At 67.2% G+C, this 20187-nt stretch carries 20 protein-coding genes; 13 read left to right on the forward strand and 7 right to left on the reverse strand.

Annotated features, from left to right (window positions below):
• The first annotated feature begins 12 nt into the window (after nucleotides 1–12).
• Both ABZX86_RS25815 and ABZX86_RS25820 read left to right on the forward strand, forming a co-directional pair.
• Entirely contained in the window at nucleotides 13–1041 is a 1029-nt protein-coding gene (locus ABZX86_RS25815; RefSeq protein ID WP_355127213.1) for a DUF6745 domain-containing protein, read from the forward strand.
• 304 nt (nucleotides 1042–1345) lie between these two features.
• Nucleotides 1346–3043, forward strand: coding sequence for a DEAD/DEAH box helicase (locus ABZX86_RS25820; RefSeq protein WP_355127214.1), 1698 nt, complete (start codon nucleotides 1346–1348; stop codon nucleotides 3041–3043).
• Nucleotides 3044–3252: 209 nt separating this feature from the next.
• Here the strand turns inward: ABZX86_RS25820 and ABZX86_RS25825 are convergent, their stop codons facing one another.
• The gene (locus tag ABZX86_RS25825; protein WP_355127215.1) at nucleotides 3253–4098 is read right to left on the reverse strand and encodes an AIM24 family protein; all 846 of its coding nucleotides are present in this window, start codon (nucleotides 4096–4098) and stop codon (nucleotides 3253–3255) included.
• On the opposite strand from ABZX86_RS25825, the gene ABZX86_RS25830 reads away from it, so the two are divergent.
• The 6 genes from ABZX86_RS25830 (at nucleotide 4088) to ABZX86_RS25855 (ending at nucleotide 8457) form a co-directional block, all read left to right on the forward strand.
• Nucleotides 4088–4912: a heavy metal-binding domain-containing protein gene (locus ABZX86_RS25830; RefSeq protein WP_327141503.1), complete on the forward strand. Its 825-nt coding sequence runs from the start codon at nucleotides 4088–4090 to the stop codon at nucleotides 4910–4912. The genes ABZX86_RS25825 and ABZX86_RS25830 overlap by 11 nt on opposite strands.
• 3 nt (nucleotides 4913–4915) lie before the next feature.
• The gene (locus ABZX86_RS25835) at nucleotides 4916–5293 is read left to right on the forward strand and encodes a DUF5073 family protein (RefSeq protein WP_355127216.1); all 378 of its coding nucleotides are present in this window, start codon (nucleotides 4916–4918) and stop codon (nucleotides 5291–5293) included.
• Between the two features lie 56 nt (nucleotides 5294–5349).
• Nucleotides 5350–6270: an AraC family transcriptional regulator ligand-binding domain-containing protein gene (locus ABZX86_RS25840; RefSeq protein WP_355127217.1), complete on the forward strand. Its 921-nt coding sequence runs from the start codon at nucleotides 5350–5352 to the stop codon at nucleotides 6268–6270.
• Nucleotides 6271–6298: 28 nt separating this feature from the next.
• Nucleotides 6299–7288: an AraC family transcriptional regulator ligand-binding domain-containing protein gene (locus ABZX86_RS25845; RefSeq protein WP_355127218.1), complete on the forward strand. Its 990-nt coding sequence runs from the start codon at nucleotides 6299–6301 to the stop codon at nucleotides 7286–7288.
• A 153-nt stretch (nucleotides 7289–7441) separates the two neighbouring features.
• A complete protein-coding gene (locus tag ABZX86_RS25850) occupies nucleotides 7442–7633 on the forward strand; it encodes a hypothetical protein (protein ID WP_297613687.1) in 192 nt (63 codons plus the stop codon).
• Nucleotides 7634–7653: 20 nt separating this feature from the next.
• Complete coding sequence (locus ABZX86_RS25855) at nucleotides 7654–8457, forward strand: transglutaminase-like domain-containing protein (protein WP_355127219.1); 804 nt, start codon at nucleotides 7654–7656, stop codon at nucleotides 8455–8457.
• A 3-nt stretch (nucleotides 8458–8460) separates the two neighbouring features.
• Here the strand turns inward: ABZX86_RS25855 and ABZX86_RS25860 are convergent, their stop codons facing one another.
• Together ABZX86_RS25860 and ABZX86_RS25865 are read right to left on the reverse strand one after the other, a co-directional pair.
• Nucleotides 8461–9105, reverse strand: a complete 645-nt coding sequence (locus tag ABZX86_RS25860) for a DedA family protein (RefSeq protein WP_355127220.1) — start codon at nucleotides 9103–9105, stop codon at nucleotides 8461–8463.
• A gap of 49 nt (nucleotides 9106–9154) precedes the next feature.
• Entirely contained in the window at nucleotides 9155–9829 is a 675-nt protein-coding gene (locus tag ABZX86_RS25865) for a TMEM175 family protein (RefSeq protein ID WP_355127221.1), read from the reverse strand.
• A 299-nt stretch (nucleotides 9830–10128) separates the two neighbouring features.
• Here ABZX86_RS25865 and ABZX86_RS25870 point away from each other — a divergent pair, with 299 nt between their 5' ends.
• Nucleotides 10129–10662, forward strand: a complete 534-nt coding sequence (locus ABZX86_RS25870) for an Imm42 family immunity protein (RefSeq protein WP_355127222.1) — start codon at nucleotides 10129–10131, stop codon at nucleotides 10660–10662.
• A complete protein-coding gene (locus ABZX86_RS25875; RefSeq protein WP_355127223.1) occupies nucleotides 10659–12056 on the forward strand; it encodes an AarF/ABC1/UbiB kinase family protein in 1398 nt (465 codons plus the stop codon). Before ABZX86_RS25870 ends, ABZX86_RS25875 begins: the two co-directional genes overlap by 4 nt.
• Here the strand turns inward: ABZX86_RS25875 and ABZX86_RS25880 are convergent.
• Nucleotides 12049–15498 (reverse strand): tetratricopeptide repeat protein, encoded by a 3450-nt coding sequence (locus ABZX86_RS25880; protein ID WP_355127224.1) that lies wholly within the window; start codon nucleotides 15496–15498, stop codon nucleotides 12049–12051. The two genes, ABZX86_RS25875 and ABZX86_RS25880, sit on opposite strands and share 8 nt — an antisense overlap.
• Before the next feature lie 310 nt (nucleotides 15499–15808).
• Here ABZX86_RS25880 and ABZX86_RS25885 point away from each other — a divergent pair, with 310 nt between their 5' ends.
• From ABZX86_RS25885 to ABZX86_RS25895, 3 genes are all read left to right on the forward strand, one after another.
• The gene (locus tag ABZX86_RS25885; RefSeq protein ID WP_355127225.1) at nucleotides 15809–16714 is read left to right on the forward strand and encodes a hypothetical protein; all 906 of its coding nucleotides are present in this window, start codon (nucleotides 15809–15811) and stop codon (nucleotides 16712–16714) included.
• Between the two features lie 77 nt (nucleotides 16715–16791).
• Entirely contained in the window at nucleotides 16792–17013 is a 222-nt protein-coding gene (locus tag ABZX86_RS25890; RefSeq protein ID WP_355127226.1) for a hypothetical protein, read from the forward strand.
• 27 nt (nucleotides 17014–17040) lie between these two features.
• Complete coding sequence (locus ABZX86_RS25895; RefSeq protein ID WP_355127227.1) at nucleotides 17041–17607, forward strand: YbhB/YbcL family Raf kinase inhibitor-like protein; 567 nt, start codon at nucleotides 17041–17043, stop codon at nucleotides 17605–17607.
• Nucleotides 17608–17814: 207 nt separating this feature from the next.
• Here ABZX86_RS25895 and ABZX86_RS25900 read toward each other — a convergent pair whose 3' ends face one another.
• From ABZX86_RS25900 to ABZX86_RS25910, 3 genes are all read right to left on the reverse strand, one after another.
• A complete protein-coding gene (locus ABZX86_RS25900; RefSeq protein ID WP_355127228.1) occupies nucleotides 17815–19245 on the reverse strand; it encodes an MFS transporter in 1431 nt (476 codons plus the stop codon).
• Nucleotides 19246–19315: 70 nt separating this feature from the next.
• Nucleotides 19316–19792 (reverse strand): MarR family winged helix-turn-helix transcriptional regulator, encoded by a 477-nt coding sequence (locus ABZX86_RS25905; RefSeq protein WP_355127229.1) that lies wholly within the window; start codon nucleotides 19790–19792, stop codon nucleotides 19316–19318.
• A 41-nt stretch (nucleotides 19793–19833) separates the two neighbouring features.
• The gene (locus ABZX86_RS25910) at nucleotides 19834–20178 is read right to left on the reverse strand and encodes a hypothetical protein (protein ID WP_355127230.1); all 345 of its coding nucleotides are present in this window, start codon (nucleotides 20176–20178) and stop codon (nucleotides 19834–19836) included.
• Between the last annotated feature and the right edge of the window lie 9 nt (nucleotides 20179–20187).

Here is a 20187-nt window from a genome sequence, read left to right on the forward strand (position 1 = left end):
AGACGGGATTTCATGCAGACCATCGATGAGTGGCGCGCCGTGGCGACGGCCACCGCGCCCGCCGACCGCCGCGCCGCCGAGGCCGCGGTGCGCCGCGCCTATACCGACGCGGGACTGACCGCACCGAGCCGCTACCTCTGGGTCGATTCGCCACTCGCGGCGGTGGCCGCGGTGCGTGCCCTGGAGAACCCCGGCCGCGCCGTGCTCGGCGAGATCCGCACGCGGCCGTGGGCGGCCGAACGCCGGAGTGTCCATGCGGAACTCGGCCCCGAGGGGTGGGCGGAGCGGTGGAATGCCACCGGCGCGCAGCTGTGGGACAACACCCGCATGCTGACCGACCGTATTCGCGCGGGCGTCGTGGCGGCGCTGCTCGGACCCGAATCCGAGAACGAGGACCGCAAGGTCCGCGCCGCCGCCGCGAGCGATATTCGCGGCCTGCTGCTGGATGCCGTACTCGGACAGCACGATGCGCCCTGGCTGGCCGCGTTCGAGGGCAGCGACCGGCTCGCCGGGCTCGCCGCGGTGGCGCGCAATGCCGGCTGGTGGTGGCCCTTCGAACAGGTGGTCGTCCTCTCCGAGCGCCCCGTCCGGCTGCTGCGCGACGAGGCGGGCCGACTGCATGCGGCCGACGGCCCCGCCCTGGTCTATCCCGACGGTTTCGCCCTGCACGCCTGGCGCGGCATGCCCGTCCCCGCGGACTTCCTGGCGAATCTGAATGCGCTGACTCCCGGGCGCATTCGCACCGAGGAGAATGCCGAACTCCGCCGCGTCATGCTCGAGATCTTCGGCTACGACCGCTACCTCGCCGAATCGAACGCCGAACCGGTGCATCGTGACGAGACCGGAATCCTCTGGCGCATACCCCTTCCTGACGACGAGGACGTGGCCATGGTCGAGGTCGTCAATTCCACCGCCGAGCCCGACGGCACCTTCAATACCTACTGGCTGCGCGTGCCCCCGGGCACCCGCACCGCCAAGGAGGGCGTCGCCTGGACCTTCGGCCTCACCGCCGCCGATTACGAACCGCTGCGCCAGACCTGAGTGTCGAGCGACACGCCCCTGATTCCTCGCACACGCGTGGCGGTCCGCCGGCTATCAGCGCACCGCCGAACTGAGGCCTGGGTCACTCTGAAACCGGAGGCAAGCGACATCACATTCGGCGGATGGCTGGGAATCAGCGGGGTTGAGCTATGGTTGTAGCCGTCGAGTAGCGATCTTGCATACTCCACTCCGTCGTGGATGTCTTTTCTTCGCGTCGGCCACGCAGCGAGGTCAGCAAGTGCGGACGACAGTCCGGCACGCCCCTGCGATTCACCCCGATGCTCGAAAGGCACCAGGAACCTTTATGACGACTCCCTCATCCAGCCCCACCACGTCTTTCGCCGCTCTCGGCGTACGCAAAGAAATCATCGCCGCGCTGGCCAAGGGCGGTATTACCGCACCGATGCCGATTCAGGCCGCCACGCTGGTCGACGTCCTCGCCGGCCACGATGTGCTGGGCCGCGGCCGGACCGGTAGCGGTAAGACGCTGGCCTTCTCCATTCCGCTGGTCGAGCGGCTCGCCGGTGGCGCCGGAGGCGCTCGCCGCCCGGGCCGCCCGGTCGGTCTGATTCTTGCCCCGACACGTGAGCTGGCGACTCAGATCGCCACCGCCATCGAGCCGATGGCCAAGGCCACCGGGCTGACGGTGACCACCATTTTCGGCGGCGTCCCGCAGAACCGCCAGGCCAAGGCCCTCAAGGCCGGTGTCGACATTGTCGTCGCCTGCCCCGGTCGCCTCGAAGACCTGATGAAGCAGCGTCTGGTGTCGCTGGACGGGGTGCGGATCGCCGTGCTCGACGAGGCCGACCACATGGCCGACCTCGGCTTCCTCCCCGGCGTCACCCGGATTCTCGCGGCGACCCCCGCCGACGGGCAGCGCCTGCTGTTCTCGGCCACCCTCGACAATGGCGTGGACAAGCTGGTCAAGCGGTTCATGCGGAACCCGCTGACGCACAGCGTCGATTCGGCCGATTCGCATGTCCCGGATATGACCCACCACGTCTTCGAGACCAATGGCGCCGACGCCAAGCGCGATCTGGTCTATGCCCTGGCCTCCGGGGCGGGTCGCCGAATCCTGTTCATGCGCACCAAGCATCACGCGCGCCGGCTCGCCAAGCAGTTGACCGCCGCGGGCATTCCGGCCACCGATCTGCACGGCAACCTCTCGCAGGCGGCCCGCGATCGCAACCTGGCCGCCTTCTCCGCGGGCACCGCCCGGGTCCTGGTCGCCACCGACGTCGCCGCCCGCGGTGTGCACGTCGATGACGTCCAGCTGGTCGTGCACGTGGATCCGCCCGCGGAACACAAGGCGTACCTGCACCGTTCGGGCCGTACCGCCCGCGCCGGCAGCTCCGGCGATGTGGTCACGGTGGTCCTGCCCGAGCAGCGCAAGGATGTCGCCATCCTGCTGCGCAAGGCCGGCATCAATGTCGAGCCGCAGCGCGTGACCGCGCACTCCCCCTCCGTGGCGGAGCTGGTCGGCCCCGTCGCCGCCCTCGTAACGCCCTCCGCCGCATCCCTTTCCGATGACCGCATCGACAACCCGCGGCGCGCGGACAGCCGTCGCGGCGCGTCCGGTGGTCAGGGCGCCCGCCCGCAGCGGGCCCGCACCCCGGGCGCCGGAGCGTCGCGTGGCACCGGCAACGGCGCGGTACGTGGCACGGGCGCCGGAAACGGCCGCAGTGGTGGTACCGCCGCCGCACGCAGCGCCAATGGCGCCGAGCGCCGTGGTGTCAGCGGTGGCCGCGGCTCCGGCTACGACCGTGGCGCGAGCGCCCCGAGCACCTACTCCACCAGCACGGGCGATGACCGCGCGAGCAGTGGAACCTCCGCTCGCAATGCCGGTTCCACCGGAAACGCACCTCGCGGCGCCAGCGCTGCCGGCACCGCCACCCGCGGCGCCGACCGCGCCCATGCCGCACCTGCTCGCCGCCGCGCCTCCCGCCCCCAGGCGGCCGCGTCGCGCGATCAGTCCGCCTCCCCGCGCACCGGTCGCCGCTGATACCAGCGCCCGACCCGCAAGACCCGAAACCGGCCGCCCCTTCCACAGGGCGGCCGGTTCGCGTTTCCGCATACCACCCGTAACCCCTGCCCGGCCCGTCATCCCGGCACCGGCCCGTCATCCCGGCGCGTTTTTGGCCGGGATCCACACCGGCTGCGCTCCAGCGGTTTCAGTGGATCCCGGCCAAAAACATGCCGGGATGACGGGGGTTACTGCGAGGCGCGGCGCTCATTGTCGAAGTAGGGCTGCAGGTAGGGCGCGAGGGCGTGGGCGAGGTTGGGGAGGGGCATGCTCTGGAGGCAGATTTCCCCGGGGCCGGTGAGTGCCACGAGCAGGAAGCCGTCACCGCCGAAGAGCTTGTTCCGAATGCCGGGCACCGTGGTCATCTTGAATTGCACGCTCTGGTCGAACATTCCGACATGCCCGGGATGCACCAGCATGGTCTGACCTTTTTCCAGCGTGTAGCGGGTCAGCTCGCCGGAGAGCTCGATCCAGGACCGGCCCTCGCCCTCCAAGCGCTGTAGCTGGAAACCGGTGCCGCCGAACAGACCGCCGCTGAACCGCTGCTGCAGTGCGAGACTCACGTGCACGCCGGGCTGACTGGCCAGCCACCCGTGCCGATGCACCAGAATGCTGCGCTGCGGCGCGATATCGACCGGAATGATGTGACCGGGCAGTTTGGCCGCGAAGGCCACCAGCCCCGTCCCGTCGTTCGCCTGATACCTGGTCACCAGCAGTCCGCCGCCGCCCGCGACCCGCTTCACGGCTTTCAGCAGCCCGCCGCTACCGGTGCTCGCGGTCTGCGACATGGCGATATTCGTTGTCATCCAGGACAATTCGCCGTGCGGGGTGATCACGGCCTCCCCGGGCTCCGAGCTGGATCTCCAGCACCGGGAGGGTACTGCCCCTGACATCTGCCCGCATATCCCGCTCCCCGGCCGCATCGCACTCACCCGAACGCCAGCATACGGCCGCTGCCACGCCTGCGCCGCTGCCCGAATTCCGATCACCGGGCATTCCCGGATTCGGCGTCGTACAGTGGCGATGGTCGTCATCGGAAGGGCAGGAACCGTGCAACCGAATACCGGATCACCGCTGGAACCGACCGCGAGTGAACGCCTGTCCCATGCGGGGCGGATCTTCACCTCGGACCTGTCGGTCAATGAGTTCGCGCTGTTGCACGGTGCGGGCTTCGAGCCGATCGACCTGGTCATGGGCGTTTCGGTCTATCACGTCGGTTTCCAGTTCACCGGTATCCGCCAGCAGCAGGAGCTGACGGTGCTCACCGAGGCCACCTATCGGGCGCGCTGGAATGCCATGTCGCGCATGCAGGCCGAGGCCGACGCACTGCACGCGGACGGCATTGTCGGGGTGCGGTTGCAGTGGCGTCATGTGGGCGCCGAAGCCAGTCATCTGGAGTTCATCGCCGTCGGCACCGCGGTCCGCTTCACCGGTGAGCCGGGTAAGTTCCGCCGCCCCAACGGCCAGGCCTTCACCAGTCACCTCTCCGGTCAGGACATGGTGACGCTGCTGCGTTCCGGCTTCGCGCCGGTGGCGTTCGTGATGGGCAATTGCGTATTCCACATCGCCGTACAGGGTTTCATGCAGTCGCTGCGCCAGATCGGCAACAATGTCGAGATGCCGCAGTGGACCCAGGGCAGCTATCAAGCTCGCGAACTGGCCATGTCGCGCATGCAGGCCGAGGCGGAGCGGGACGGCGGCGCCGGTGTGACCGGGGTGGAGTTCCGGATCGAGAACTACGCCTGGGGCGCGCACACGGTGGAGTTCTACACGGCGGGAACCGCGGTGCGCCGCATCGGCAGCGGCGAGACCATCACCCCGCAATTCGTGCTCCCCATGGGCGGCTAGGCGATGACCCTTCCCGGATTCGATCCGGAGCGCGCCGCCGGTGTCATCGGTTCCGCGCTGCACGGTCCCGGCGGTGTCGGCCTGGTCTTCACGGTGTTCGCCGGAGTGCCGGGCGCGATCCGCACACCGGCGCGGCGCGGAATGTTCCGCTCCGAACCCGAACGCCTGCAGCTGGGTAGCTGGCGCTACGAGGTCACCGGCGATCAGCGCATCCGTGCCGCGCACGTGGTCAACGGCATCGTGCTCGCCGAGGACGTGCTGACCGCCGCCGCGGTCGGACCACATGTGGCGCGGGCGCTCGCGGATCTGGTCGCGGGTTTCGGCCCGCCGGTACTGCCACAGATCGCCGCGGCGCTGGAAGTTCTGGAAACAGCGGGCTGAAACACAGTTCGGCCGATTCCGGCTATTCGCCGGTGATTTCGCCGCACCATTGCACGATGCACACCTCCGACACCGTTCTCATGCCGCGATTCATCCTCTCGCGCGCGGCAGCGGCGGGTATCGACCCGAACCGGCTGGCGCGCGAGGCGGGGATGCCGACCTGGCTACTGGCCGACAACAAGTCCCGAACCCCCAGCGACTATTACCCGCGACTGTGGGAACTACTCGAACGTGAAGTGGGCGACCCGAATACGACGCTGCGGATGGTCGGCACCTACCGCGTCGGGGAGCTGGGCCTGTTCGACTATCTGATCTCCACCGCCGATACCCTCGGTGAGGGCCTGGCAGTGGTGGGCCCCTACGTCGGCGCGGTGAGCACGAATTTCCGGATGGACCCGGGCGAGCAGACCGAGACCGAGGCGACCTTCGATCTGCATATGATCAATGCCGAAGGGCGCGGCCGGGACCTGGCCGTGCAGTCCTCACTCGGCATTCTGGTTTCGCGCATCCGCCAGGTGACCGGACGGCCTGTCAACCCGGTGCGCATGACGTTCCGGCAGCGGGCGCCGCAGGAGCACAGCGCTTTCATCGAGCACTTCGGTACCACCCGGCTGGATTTCGGTGCGCCGGTCGACAGCATGACCTACCGGCTCACCGACTTCGAACTGCCGCAGGTCACCGCCGATCCCATGCTGGCCGCGGTGCTGCGCCGGTACGCGGCGAGCGCACCGCCGCCGCCCCCGCACGCCACCGAATGGCCGGACCGGGTGGCCATCGAGCTGCGGCGGGAGCTGCGTCACGGCGAGCCGTCGCTGGATCAGGTGGCGCGCAGGCTCTTCACCAGTCCGCGCACCTTGCAACGACGCCTGGCCGATTCGGGGACGACCTGGCGGCTGGAAGTGGACCGGGCGCGCAAGCGGCAGTCGGAGACGCTCGACGTCACCGGCGATCCGCACGCCGATGCCGAACAGCATTGAGACCGCCTCTATCCGGTGAGTTCCGCCGGTGAGTACCCGCTCGGATCGAGCCGACAGCATTCTCATGGCGCGGTTCGTCCTGCGGCGCGCCGCGCGGGCGGGACTCGATCCCGACCGCCTGGCGCAGCGAGCCGGAGTGCCCGGCTGGTCCGACGGCGGTGAGCGGGACCGGGTCTCCAGCCGGCACTGCCTGCGGCTGTGGGAGTTGCTGGAACAGGAGTCGAACGATCCGGATATCGCGCTGCGCTCCGCCACCGGCACGGACGGTGAGCTCGGGCTGCTGGAGTACCTGTTCCTCGCCGCACCGACTCTCGGTGCGGCGCTGGATGATTGCCTGCGCCTGTCCGGATCGCTCACCACCAGCTACGGCATGCGCATCACCGACCGCAGCGATCGGGAGGTCACCTACGAACTGCAATTGCTGGTGGAGGAGGGCCGCGGTCGCGAGCTGACCGTGCACGCGGCCTTCGCCTTCCTGCTGGGCCGGGCTCGTGCGGCCACCGGCTGCCGCGTGGATCCGGTACGGGTGACATTCCGGCAGCGCGCACCCGATTCGCGGCGCGCCTTCGACGAGTTGTTCGGCACTGCGGCAGTCGATTTCGGGGCGATGAGCGACAGCTTCACCCTGGGTGTGGCCGACCTGGCACTGCCGCTGCGGACCGCCGATCCCGACCTGTCCGCCGTCCTGCACGGCTATGCGGCCACCCTGCCCGCGACACCGCCGTTTCCCCCGACCTGGGCCGACCGCTTGGCGGAGGCACTCGACGCGGCCCTGGCGCAGGGCACGGCCACCCTCGATGCCATTGCGCGCGAACTTCATACCTCGCCGCGCTCACTGCAGCGTCGACTGGCCGAGTCCGGGACGAGTTGGCGTCGCGAGCTCGATCGAGCCCGCCGCCGGCGCCTGGATCGCGCCGGGCCGGTCCCGCGCGCCGCGCAGGCGGAGATCCTCGGCTACTCCGACGCCGCCAGTCTCCGCCGTGCCATTCAGCGCTGGCAGGAACCCGGCCGGAGCTGAAAACTCCCCTGCGAGAGCGCATTCCAGCACCCTCACAGCAAAGTTTGGCGTGTTGCCGACCGAGTTGGCGCTTTCGGTCCTCCCCCGCACCCATGCCCCGAATGAAACTGAACGGAAACGTTTTCGGCCCGGTACTTCGATTGGAGCTCTCCCATGCCCCACAGCGCAGCATCCGCCACCGTCTATGTCATCACCGCACTCGAGGCCACCGGCGCCGCCACCCGCAATGATTTCGATATTCCGGCCATTGTCACGACCACCTACAGCGTCACCGACACCTGGGATTTCGACAGCGTCGACCCGACGATCTTCTGGAATATCGCCGCCACGTTCATCAACCAGTAGAACGGTGGCACGATTGAGGTGTGAAGCGCGACGTCTCCGTACATCTCGACGTCAAAGTCCATGCCTCGACCGTCCTCGAATTCCAGATTGCCGTCGCCCGGCAGCCGGGAATCGAGCTGAACGAATCACTGGTGTTCGAACTCAACGGCAGCCCGCTGCAGCCGCAGGAGGTACTGGGGCCGCACGGCACCCGGATACACGTAATACACAGTGGCGCAGGGAATCTGCACGCGTACTACAGCGCGACGGTATTCGGCGCGGCGGCGCCGGAACCCGTCACCGACTACGACCGCTCGATCTATCTGCGCCCGAGCCGATTCATCGACTCGGATAAGATACTCGGCTTTGCCGCAGCCGAATTCGGCTGCGGCATAGACGATCCGGAGATGCCGGCCCGAGTCTCGGCCTGGGTGGCCCGGCGCATCTGCTACGCGCCCGGCAGCAGCCTGCCCAGCGATGGCGCGGTGGAGACGCTGCTGTCGGGAACCGGTGTGTGCCGGGACTTCTCCCATCTGGTGGTGGCCCTGCTGCGCGCCATCGGCGTCCCCGCCCGCGTCGCATCGGTCTACCCGCCCGGCTGCTTCCCCATGGATTTCCATTCGGTCCCGGAGGCCTATGTGCGCGGCGCCTGGCAGGTCTTCGATCCCACCGGCCTGGCCCCGCGCACCAGCATGGTCCGAATCGCCACCGGCAGAGACGCTTCCGATATCGCCTTCCTCGGCAATCACGGCGGCGACATCACCGTCAACGGCCTCTGGGTCAAGGCCTTCATCGACGGCCCCCTACCCCGCGACGATTTCAGCCAACCGGCCACCCTCTGGTGAGCCTCAGTCGGCGTCGTGCGCGGACTCGTACTCGCTCTCGAACGAGCGCTCGCGGCGGCGTTCGCGCACCTTCCATACGATGAGCGCCACCACCACGATGACGACGGCCGCGATGGCGGCGTCGCGCCCCACGGTCTTCGCGACCTTCTCATAGGACTGTCCGGCAACAAATCCGAGCACCACGAATGCCGTGCCCCAGACAATGCCGCCGAGTGCGTTGAAGGCGAGGAAACGGCGGTAGGGCATCTTGGAGGTGCCGGCGAGTGCGGGCATCATGGCGCGGAAGAAGGCCACGAAGCGGCCGAGGAAGACGGCCCAGCCGCCGCGGCGGGCCAGGAAGTCCTGGGCCTGGTCCAGCCGGCCGCGGTGCCGATCCAGGATGGAGACCTGCAGCAGGCGCGGGCCCACGCGCTTGCCGATCTCGTAGCCGACACTGTCGCCGAGGATCGCCGCGACCACCACGAGCAGGATCATCGCCCACAGGTACACGTGCCCCTGACTCGCAGCGACCCCGCCGAGCACCGCGGCGGTCTCCCCGGGCACCACGAATCCGACGAATATCGCGTCCTCGACGAAGACCAGCGCCGTGACGATGAGGTACACCCACACCGGGGCGATATCCAGGATCCGGTGCAGCAGCGAGTTCATGACCGCAACGGTACCCAGTACCCGGCGACACTCCTCGCCCGCAGCCGACTCACTCGGCCGGTTGCGGGCGCTGCGCCCCGGGCCAGCCGCCGCTGGTGGCCGCGTACACGGCCAGCGCCACCATATAGAGCACGAGCGCCACGATCGGCTGCACCAGCCCGATGAGCGCGATCACGTCGAACGCGATGAATCCGATCCACGCCAAACGGCTGTGCACACGCACGAATTCGGCATCGTGTCCCGGCTTGAACAGCGTCGTATCACGTCGCAGCGCCACCCACATGATCAGCCAGGCCATTGCCTGCACCGCGGCGACCACACCGTAGAAGGCGGTCGCGACGCGTGCGTTCCAGGGGTCGCCATCGATATGGTGCGCCAGCGCCGTGGTCGGGAACGGCAGAAAGCCCACACAGAGCAACAGCAGCATATTGCCCCACTGCAGCAGCGAATCCACATGCTGGATACGGGCGAAGAAATTGTGATGGCACACCCAGATGACCCCGACGGTGGCAAACGAGGCCACATACGCGAAGTAACTCGGCCACAGCGACAGCAACTGATGCAGCAGATTCTCCCGACCGTCCTCCGGCAGCCGAATCTCGAGCACCAGCAGCGTGATCGCAATGGCCATCACACCATCGCTGAACGTCTCCACTCGCGCGGGCGTCCACCGGGTACGAACTTCGGCGTGGTCTGTCTCGGCCGTCGAGCGCGGAAACTGCATCGTCGAATTATGGTCGATGATCACCAACCCTGAACATGCCATTTCGAAGCTGCCGAGGGTGCGATCGGCCGTCCGCAACGGATACCGATTCTCCGGACCGGAAAACACTCCCCAGCAGCGTCTTTCGCCCTGCTACCCACCGGAGTGGGACGGCGCGGACATTCCGGACTTCATACGATGCGGCGGTGGCCTGGTTCCAGCCCGGCCACGCGGGGTGCCGGGCTGGGGCCGAGCTGTGGCGCGGTGGCGGGTCGGAGCGGGTTGGTGGTGATCGTCGACAAAGATCTCCAGGGGGTGCGATGATGCTGGTCGGAGATCGTGGCCGCTTCGCGATCGAGTACGAGCTCGATCGCCTGCCCGGCGGCTCCGCGGGACTAGGACCGGGGCTGGGACACTGGATGTTCGGTCGAATTCGGTGGTGGTGTGGCGGTGAGAAGATCGGTCGATATCAGCCGAACACCGCGATCAGAGATGTGGCGGCCGCGGCCGAACGCATACTGCTGTGCGATGGCGCCCGCCGCAGTCCGGCATTGATGGCGCTGCCCGCGCCCGAAGTGGCACATATCGTCACCGCGGCCCTCTTCGCCGACGACGATCGCTCCGATGAGCAGATCGCGGCGGACGGCGCGCGGTACTGGCCGTTCTTCGTAGGTCCGCGCACCGAATCCTTCGAGCCGTGGGACATTTTCGTAGTCGAGGACGATCTGGCCGCCAGACTCATCTGGGGCCAAGCGGGTCTGCCGGAAGTCCGCGAACGCGGTCTGCGTCGCGGTGAATTCGCCGGGGTCCTAAGGGATTTTCTGGGCACACTGGAGTGGGGTGATCGGCAATGACCGGATCGAAGCCGGTATCGACCTCCCGCCTGGCGCGGGGTTCCAAGCTGGGCGCCGTGGTGGCCGTGCAGGCGGTGCGCAAACGCCGCACCAAGCTGTCCATGATCGGCCGTTCCGCCGAGGTCCGGGCCCGGATGGCCGATGAATCGGTGCTGCGCCTGGCCGAACAGCTGGTGGGCGTGTTCGGTGAGATGAAGGGCCTGGCAATGAAACTCGGGCAGCTGCTGTCGCTGCTCGATCTGGAGCTGGTGCCGCCCCGGCAGCGCGAGGAATTCCAGCGCCGCCTGGCGGTGCTGTTCGATCATGCGCCCAGCGTCGAATTCGATGCCATGCGCGAGGTCATCGAGGAGGACCTCGGCGCACCCCTGCGGCAATTGTTCGCCGAATTCGATCCGGAGCCGATTGCCGCCGCCTCGATCGGACAGGTCTATCGCGCAACACTTTTCGACGGCACCGAGGTCGCGGTGAAGGTCCAGTACCCCGGCATCGATCTGGCGGTGCGCGCGGATCTGCGGAACCTGGGGCTGCTGCGCGTCATGCTGCAGCAGGTCGCACTGCCGGGCTTCACCCTCGCGGTACTCGACGAGCTGCGCACCAATTTCGAGAAGGAGCTGGACTACACCGTCGAGGCGAACACCCAGCACCATGTGGCGACCATGTACGCCGGCCACCCGTTCATCACTGTGCCGCAAGCCTTTCCGGAGCTGAGCAGCCGCCGCGTCCTGGTCACCGAATACTCCCCCGGCATCGATTTCGACGCCATGCGACAGCTCCCGGACGCCGAACGCGATCGCATCGGCGAGATCATCTACCGGTTCTATGTGGGTTCCCTGTTCGAGCTCGCCGAGTTCTGCGGTGATCCGCATCCGGGCAATGTGCTGCTGCGCGCCGACGGCCGCGTGGTCTTCCTCGATTTCGGCCTGTACAAGCGAATGGCCCCGGAGCACATAGCTTTCGAGGCCACCTGCCTGCGCGCCGCGGCGGAGGATCAGTACGACGAGCTCTTCCGTCTCATGATCGAGCGCGGCGTCATCGACGAGCACTCCGCCGTGACCGCCGAGGAGTGCTACAACTACGTGCTCTCGGCGGCCGAATGGTGTCTGGTCGACGAGGAACTCCCGATCACGCCCGAACTGGCCTCCGGCGCCTTCCTGCACGCCATCGACCCGCGCATCACCGAATTCGACGGGATGCGGCGACAGAACCTGCCGCCGGAACATCTGTTCTCGCGCCGCGTCGACTTCTGGACCTGCGCCACGCTGGGCCAGCTGCGCGCCACCGCGAACTGGCACCACATCGCCCGCGAGTGGATCAACGGCGCGGATCCGATCACCGAATTGGGCCTGCAGCACCGGGATTGGAAGATCCGCCGCCAGACCGAGACCACTACCTAGCGGTATCGGGCACCGGCAGATCCCGCCAGACACGGCGCTTCTTCCAGCGCACCTGGATCTCGCGCACCAGCCGGGTCGCATCGACATACGACACCACCGCATCCTGCGGCGCGCTGAATTCCCAGAGCGCGCCGAGCTTGTCGAGCAGTTCGGCCTGGCCGGGACGTTCGCCGATCTCCCGGAAGGTGGCCAGCAATTGCTGCACCAGATCGGCGGCCCCGGCATAGTCGCCGGCCTTGTACCGGACCAGCCCCAGCCCCATGAAGGCGTACACCTCGCCGAGGCGGTCGCCGATCTCGCGGAACAGTGCGGGCGCCTGTTCCACCAGTTCCGCAGCACCGGCGAGATCACCCGCCTGATAGCGCAGCAAACCCAGGCCGATGAACGAATACGCCTGGCTGACACGATCATTGATATCGCGGAAGATCTCCACCGCCTGTTCGGCGAGCTGGGTCGCGGCGGCGAAGTCACCGGTCGAATTCCGCAGAATGCTCAGGCCGCCCAGTCCGAAGGCATGTCCGAAGCGGTCACCGATCTCCTGATAGATGGTCAGCGCCTCCTGCACCAGCGCATCGGTGCCCGCCGCATCACCGGTGGCGAAGCGCAATCGGCCCAGACTGCTCAGGGCGTAGGCCTCACCGACCCGATCACCGATCCCGCGAAAGATGTCCAAGGCCAACTGCACCCGCCGCACCGCACCGGGCAGATCACCCGCCGCGTATTCCAGTCGCCCGAGACTGCACAGCGCATACGCCTCACCGACCCGATCACCGATCTCCCGGAAGATCACCAGCGCCCGCCGCATGAGATCGCCCGCACGGTCGTATTCACCACCGGCATACCGCACCAGCCCCAGCACGATCAGCGTGTAAGCCTGCCCGACCCGGTCACCGATCTCGGTGAAGATGGCCAGTCCCTGCTCCATCCGATCGGCCGCGCCCGCGTAGTCGCCGGTCGAATACTGCACCAGGCTCAGGTCATTGACGGTGTACGCCTGCCCGACCCGATCGCCGATTTCGGCGAAGATGGCCAGTGCGGGCTCCATGCGCTCGGCCGCGCCGGGCAGATCGCCGGTGGCATGCCGCAGCCGGCCGAGGCTGCAGAGGGCGTACGCCTCCCCCAGCCGATCACCGACATCCCGGTAGATCGCCAGCGCCTGCCGCACCAGCTCGGCCGCATCGGGATAGTCACCGGTCGCGAAGCGCACCGAGACCAGATCCTCGAGCGCGTTCGCCTCGGTGAAGCGATCGCCGATATCCCGGTAGATGGCCAGCGCCTCCTCCACCAGCTGCACCGCGCCCGGGTAGTCGCCGGTCGAATACCGCAGCACGCCCAGCTCATTGAGCGCATGGGCCTCGCCGAAGCGATCACCGATCTCCCGGAAGATGCCCAGAGCCTGCCGCAGCAGTTCCGCCGTCCCCGGATAGTCACCCGTCGAGTAGCGCACCACGCCGAGCCCGATGAGGGCGTACGCCTGCCCGCGCCGATCGCCGCTCTCCTGATAGATCGCCAGCGCCTGCCGCACCAGATCCGCCGTCGCCGGATAGTCACCGGTCGCATATCCCAGGCGTCCCAGGCTGCTCAGCGCGCGGGCCTGTCCGATCCGGTCCCCGATCTCCTGATAGCTCACCAGTGCCTGCCGCACCAGATCCGCGGTCCCCGGATAGTCACCGGTCGCGTATCGGACCATGCCCAGATCGCTGAGCGCATCGGCCGCGCCGACCAGATCACCGCTGTGTTCGGCAATGGTGGCCGCGCGCCGATGCAGTTTGATGGCCAGCGGCCAGGGCCCGTCCAGCCGCAGCAGCCCGGACAGCACGCTGGTCAGCCCGACCACCCGGGCCGACTGATGCTGGGAGGCAGCGTATTCCAGACAGCCGAGCAGATTGCCCCGCTCGGCCCGCAGCCACGCCAGCGCCTGCGCCCGATCGGAGAAGTGCGGTGCGCCGGTATCGGCCGCCGGGCGCAGCTGTCCGGCCAGATAGCGGTCCGCGCCCTCGCCGAGGTGCTGGTAGTGATCCAGCAGCCGCTCCACGACCTCGCGCCGGTCCTCCACCGGATCGGCCGCGACGAGCGCGACCGCGTACTCCCGCAGCAGATCGTGCATCCGATAGCGCCCGCCCGCCGGTTCGTCCAGCAGGTGATCGGTGAAGAGCGCGTCCAGCTCTCGCCGCGCGGCGCTCACCGGAATGCTGTCCAGCACCGCGGTGGCGTGCGTATCGATATCGGGACCCGGATGCAGGCTCAGGCGGCGGAACAGGCGCTGCCGCTCCGGCGGCAGATCACGATAGGACATGGTGAAGGCCGCGTAGACGGCCCGCTCCCCGGCCTCGAGCTCGCTGAGCCGATCCTGCGCCGTCGCGACATCCGCGGCCATACCGGTAATGGTCCAGGAGGCGTGATGCGCCAGGCGACTGGCGAGCAGCACAATGGCCAGCGGCAGATATCCGCACAGCCGGACGATTTCGGCAACCGCCGGGCGTTCCTCCGGACCGGGTGTGCGGCGCGCGAGCGTGCAGAACAGTTCGCCCGCCTTCGCCGGATCCAGGGTGTCCAGTGCGAAGGGCTGGGAACCGTCCAGTGCCACCAGTCGCCGCCGGCTGGTGATCAGCGTCAGGCAGCCGGGACCGTTGGGCAGCAGCGGCTCCACCTGCGCGTGATCCAGGGCGTCGTCCAGCACCAGCAGAATTCGCTTGCCCGCCAGTCGATCTCGCCACATGCTGCGGCGATTGTCGAGGCTGTCGGGAATGCTGCGGGGGTCTGTGCCCAGATCGGTGAGCAGCCCGGCCAGGACATCGGCGGGTTTCGCGGTGACATGCCCCGGGGTGTGCGCATGCAGGTTGACGAAAAAGCGGCCGTCCGGAAACTGGTCCGCGAGCCGGTGCGCGGCCCGAGTTGCCAAGGCGGTCTTGCCGATTCCGGGCATACCGTCGATGGTGTGGATGGACACCACCCGCTCGGCCCCGGCGACCGCGAGAATGCGCTGCAGTTCGTCCTCGCGGCCGATCAGTGTGTCCACATCACGCGGGAGGGTGTCGGTCAGGGTGAGGCGCGGCGGGATCGCCTGCTGCGGGACCGGCGCGGCCACCGATCCGGCGCCGGCCTCCACCAGGGCGTCTTCCCAGAGCCGGTGCCAGGCAACAACATTCAACTGCACCCCGGCGACCTGATCGCGCTTCTGCTGCGTGAGATAGATCAGCGTCGCCAGCACCGGTTCCAGTGAGGAGAACTTGGCAGGCACATTCTTCCCGGACCGCCAGTCACTGAGCCGCTGGATCGTCGGCGTTCCCTGCGTGCGGCGCATGCGGACCTTGGTCATCCGCACCACCTGGTCCAGCGTCGGATTTCCCGCCGCCTCGAACAGTTCCGACAACCGCTGTGCGAACAATTCCCGTGCCGAGACGGACTTTCCCTGTGCGCCCGCGCGGGCCGATAGTGCCACGCAAACAGGCTAACCGCGCTGATCATCCACGGGAATGGCCTAGACCGTTCTGCTGTCCCACATCCTTTGTGCCCGTTGCTTTTTCAATGGTTGCCACCGTGTAGCCGAAGTCGTGATCATCATGTGACGACAATCACCCGGTTAACGGTGGGGCACTCCAGGAAGATTTCATTGCGAATAATTCGTCCGGAAGCTCCGGGCGACGCGCACTGAGATTATCAATCTCCTGGGAGGCAGCGTGCGATCGATCATGAAACCGTCGGTTGAGGTGGGGCGAAAGCGCCGTATTTGCACCAGCATCGGGGCAGCGATGCTCATCGGCACATCCGCACTATTACTTACCGCGTGCAATGACAAGGACACCAAGGCGGGCCCGACCTCGGAGGCCGCGGCGCCGATGGGCACCGGCCAGCCCGGGGAAACCACCGCCGCCGCCAATGGTCAGGCCACGGTTCGCACCGTCGGCAAGACCGGCTGGTACGACGGCTTCGACATCACGGTGGACAAGGCGACCGTGGTGCCGGACCAGTACGGCGGGGCCAAGGTGCGGATCGACCTCACCTACAAGAACAACACCACCGACAACAAGACGCTGAGCGAAAACCCGTACCTGCAGGTCGGCAAGGAGGTCGATGCGGGGGCGAGCTTCGATAATCCGACCGTGCCCGGAAAGGGTTCGGCCGCAGGCGATATCACCACCTCGGTGCAGAAATTGGGCGATGCCCAGCACCTGCTCGATACCATTTCGGTGGTCTACGGTCAGGCCGCGGACAACCAGACCACCATTCCGCTGCAGGCCGACGGCAAGGTGGACAGCATTGCGCCGAAGACCCTCGATGTGAATGGCACGCTGGTTCAGGATCAGACCACCATCCAAATCACCGGCGGCACACTATCTCCCAGTTACACCAAGAACGAGCACGGCAAGATGGATCTCGCGCTGCATATCAAGATCATCGGCGGGACCGGGATTTCGGATGGCGGGCTGAATATCTTCACCGAATATTTCAGCGTCAAAACACCGGACGGCCAGTCCCTCACGGCCGATGATCGCTCGCCGATCAATGAGTTGCTCGCACGGAGCCAAACCATCGACAATGCCAAGGATTTCGTCGATTTTGTGGTCCCCGCCCCGGGCCCCGGCACCTACGTGGTGGCCTACGACGCCACGAAGGGTGCGAGCACGGCGCCGACGTTCTCCTTCACCGTCAGCTGATTCGGCAGTCGCCCCTCGTATGAAGTACAGTCAAACTGCACAGTTTGACTGTACTTCTGTTTCGAGCGGAGGCGCCCATGACGGACGAACTGATCGCCTGTGAACTAACGGTAGCCGGGCGAATAATGCACGAGTGGACCAGTTTCGCCGCACACGGCCACACCTGGCCGAGCATGTCGGTGCCGCCGGAGTGGGTGAACAGCCCGGACGCGGACAACACGCGGGAGTTCGACGCCGCCGTGGAGATCTACCGCTTCGCGCGGCCCCTGCGCTTTCCCGCAGACGCACGAAAACTGTGAAAACCGCTCTATCCCAGGGAGTTTCTCTTGGCCATCATCGGAAAGCTGCTCAAGAACCGGCGCGCGGGCGAGGACGGATTGGCATCGAATCTGCCTGATCTGGCCGGAGGCAAGACCTTCGAGCTCACCAGTCCCGACTTCGCGCACGAGAGCGTGCTCGACAAGATCCACGCGTCGAAGCGGGTCGGCGGCCAGGACCTCTCCCCCGCGCTGGCCTGGTCCGGACTTCCCGGTGACGCGGCCCAGCTGCTGGTGGTCATCGAAGATCCCGATGCGCCGACCGGTCTGCCCTTCGTGCACTGCGTCGCACTGCTGGACCCGGCGCTCACCGCCCTGCCGCAGGGCGCGCTGCACGCCGACACCACAACACCCGGTGTGCGGGTGCTCCGCTCCGGAATGGGTCGCGGCTATCAGGGTCCAGCACCGATCAAAGGGCATGGCCCACACCGCTATACCTTCCAGCTCTTCGCCCTGACCACCCCGATCACGGAGGTCGCCGGCAAGTCCCCGGAGTCCGCCAAGCCCCGCGACGTCCTCGCCACCGCCGAAGCCAATGCACAAGCCCGGATCGACGGCTTCTACGAACGGCGCTGACCCCGGCTTGCACCTCCACCTACCCAACCGCCCCCTCCGCTCGAGCTGATCGGCCACACCAGCCGATCTCCCGCGCACAGGAAGCTGATCTCTCGCGCATGAAGCCGAGTCCCGCGCATGAAGCCGATCTCCCGCACAGGAAGCGGCTCGTGAATCATGCGCGGGACTCCGAATCGTGCGCGAGGCATAGGCGACTCGGTGCGGTGGCTAGGCCGCCGCGACGAGCTGATCCGGAGCGGAATCCGTTGCGGCAGTAGGACGCCGCAGCACGGTGACGGCTACGACCAGCGCGGTGGCCAGCAGTCCGGCGGCCACCGCGAAGGCCAGCCGGTAACCGCCGGTCAGTGCCGCCGCCTCGGAAGCGCCTGCGGCCAGCTGATTTCCGGTGCGAGAGGCGGCGAGGGTGGACAGCACCGCGACTCCGATCGCCATCCCGACCTGCTGGGTGGTGTTGAACAATCCGGAGGCGAGTCCGGCGTCGTCGGCCGCCGCGCCGGACATGCCCAATCCCGTCAGCGCGGGCAATGCCAGACCGCCACCGGCGATCAGCACCATCATCGGCAGTAGATCCGGGACGTAGGCGGCGTGCACGGGAAGCCTTGTCAGCCAGAGCATTCCAGCCAGCAGCAGCACCAATCCCGCGATGAGCACCGTGCGCTCACCGAATCGGGTGATGAGCCGCGCGGAGATGAACAGCGAGACTCCGCCGATCGCCAGGGCCGCGGGCAGCATGGCCAGACCGGTCTGCAGCGCGCTGTAACCGAGTACCTTCTGCATGTACAGCGCGACAATGATCTGGAAGGCGAACATGGCCGACAGTGTCAGCATCTGCGCCAGGTTCGCACCGGAAACATTGCGCGAGTGGAAGATCCGCAGTGGAAGCAGCGGGGTCTTCGCCGTCTTCTGACGCACCACGAAGGCGACCAGCAGCGCCAGGGACACCGCGCCCAGGCCCAGCGTATGCACCGACAACCAGCTGTACTGCTCGACCTTGACCACGGTGTAGATGCCCAGCATCAGTCCGGCGGTCACCAGCAGCGCGCCGAGCGCATCGGCGCCCGCGGCCAACCCCACCCCGCGATCAGCGGGCAGCGCCTTGACGGCCACAACCACGGTCAGCACGCCGATCGGCACATTGATCAGGAAGATCCAGTGCCAGTTCAGCGCATCGGTCAACACCCCGCCCAACACCTGACCGATCGAGGCTCCAGCAGCCCCGGTGAAGCTGAAAACGCCTATGGCCTTTGCCCGTTCGCGATTGTCGGTGAAGATCGTCACCAGAATGCCGAGCACCACCGAGGCGGCGATCGCACTGCCGACACCCTGTAGAAAGCGGGCGGCGATCAGCATGCCGGGACTTGTCGCCGCACCGGCCAGCAGTGAGGCGGCCGTGAAGACCGCATTCCCGGTCACGAACATTTTCTTGCGCCCGATCAGGTCACCGAACCGCCCGGCCAGCAGCAGTAGACCGCCGAACGCGATCAGATAGGCATTGACGGTCCAGCTCAATCCGGCGGGCGTGAACCCCAGATCACGCTGGATCACGGGCATCGCCACGGTCACGATACTGCCGTCGAGAATCGTCATCAACGCGGCGGCCGAGAGCACCGCGAGGGCAATACGTTTGGACACGGTCATGGTCTTCTCCTGTTCGAACCCACAAGAGAGACCGTACTAGATAGTTCCGTTACAGACAATCTCCAACGGACTATTGCCGCGCCCGGCGTGCCGTAGATGCCTCCGCCGCAGTCGAAAGATGGCCGTCCACCAGGCGATTCAGCGCCTTCAGTAGAATCTCGCGCTCCCGCACGGGCAGTGCGTCGAGCGCCTCCCGATGGACGCCGTCGACGATTTTCGCGCTGCGCCCGGCGAGTTCCGCACCCTTCGGAGTGACCGCGATAATCCGCGCGCGCCGGTCCGCGCTGGAGGGCCGGCGCTCGGCCAGCCCTGCCTTCTCCAGCGCGTCCACGGTCACCACCATGGTGGTCTTGTCCATATCCCCCAGCTCGGCGAGCTGCGCCTGCGTGCGCTCATCCTCGAGCGCGTGCACCAGCACACAGTGCATCCGCGCCGTCAGTCCGACCTCCGCGAGCGCCGCCGCCATCCGGGTGCGCAGCACATGACTGGTGTGGTCGAGCAGATACGACAGGTCCGGTTCGGTACGCGCGGGCGCCAATGCGGTCATGCCACCATCATAGTTTTGTTGCAGATAATCTGCATTGCCCTCTATACGACGGTGAAGGAGGCGCTGCGCCCGCGTGCGTCGAGCCGCCCGTCACCCCAGCTCGCACTGCCGTAGGCATCGATCTCGATGGCATACTCACCGGCGGCCAGCGCCTCTGACAGTTGGAGCGATGTCGCAGGGTGCCGGTCCACTATGTCGAGATAGATCCGCTGCGGCTCAGTTCCCAAGGCCACCAGGAAGATTCGCGCGTACTCGAGCTTCTTGCAGTGCGCGCCCGAGACCGTATCCGGCGACCAGCTGACCGCGAGTGATCGCGGTGCCGCAGCGGAGAATTCGATGGCGACTCGCAGTGCCGCCGTTCCCCCGAGCCCTGCCCGACAGCTCACGACCGCCTC

Origin of the sequence: Nocardia sp. NPDC006630 (genome assembly GCF_040611495.1) — a bacterium.
Taxonomy (GTDB): Bacteria; Actinomycetota; Actinomycetes; order Mycobacteriales; family Mycobacteriaceae; genus Nocardia.

What these genes read in the sequence shown, in the direction of transcription:
- ABZX86_RS25815 (WP_355127213.1), top strand. Translation starts at nt 13, where the DNA reads ATGCAGACCATCGATGAGTGGCGCGCCGTGGCGACGGCCACCGCGCCC.
- ABZX86_RS25820 (WP_355127214.1), top strand. Translation starts at nt 1,346, where the DNA reads ATGACGACTCCCTCATCCAGCCCCACCACGTCTTTCGCCGCTCTCGGC.
- ABZX86_RS25830 (WP_327141503.1), top strand. Translation starts at nt 4,088, where the DNA reads ATGGTCGTCATCGGAAGGGCAGGAACCGTGCAACCGAATACCGGATCA.
- ABZX86_RS25825 (WP_355127215.1), bottom strand. Translation starts at nt 4,098, where the DNA reads ATGACGACCATCGCCACTGTACGACGCCGAATCCGGGAATGCCCGGTG.
- ABZX86_RS25835 (WP_355127216.1), top strand. Translation starts at nt 4,916, where the DNA reads ATGACCCTTCCCGGATTCGATCCGGAGCGCGCCGCCGGTGTCATCGGT.
- ABZX86_RS25840 (WP_355127217.1), top strand. Translation starts at nt 5,350, where the DNA reads ATGCACACCTCCGACACCGTTCTCATGCCGCGATTCATCCTCTCGCGC.
- ABZX86_RS25850 (WP_297613687.1), top strand. Translation starts at nt 7,442, where the DNA reads ATGCCCCACAGCGCAGCATCCGCCACCGTCTATGTCATCACCGCACTC.
- ABZX86_RS25860 (WP_355127220.1), bottom strand. Translation starts at nt 9,105, where the DNA reads ATGAACTCGCTGCTGCACCGGATCCTGGATATCGCCCCGGTGTGGGTG.
- ABZX86_RS25865 (WP_355127221.1), bottom strand. Translation starts at nt 9,829, where the DNA reads ATGCAGTTTCCGCGCTCGACGGCCGAGACAGACCACGCCGAAGTTCGT.
- ABZX86_RS25870 (WP_355127222.1), top strand. Translation starts at nt 10,129, where the DNA reads ATGATGCTGGTCGGAGATCGTGGCCGCTTCGCGATCGAGTACGAGCTC.
- ABZX86_RS25875 (WP_355127223.1), top strand. Translation starts at nt 10,659, where the DNA reads ATGACCGGATCGAAGCCGGTATCGACCTCCCGCCTGGCGCGGGGTTCC.
- ABZX86_RS25885 (WP_355127225.1), top strand. Translation starts at nt 15,809, where the DNA reads ATGCTCATCGGCACATCCGCACTATTACTTACCGCGTGCAATGACAAG.
- ABZX86_RS25890 (WP_355127226.1), top strand. Translation starts at nt 16,792, where the DNA reads ATGACGGACGAACTGATCGCCTGTGAACTAACGGTAGCCGGGCGAATA.
- ABZX86_RS25900 (WP_355127228.1), bottom strand. Translation starts at nt 19,245, where the DNA reads ATGACCGTGTCCAAACGTATTGCCCTCGCGGTGCTCTCGGCCGCCGCG.
- ABZX86_RS25905 (WP_355127229.1), bottom strand. Translation starts at nt 19,792, where the DNA reads ATGACCGCATTGGCGCCCGCGCGTACCGAACCGGACCTGTCGTATCTG.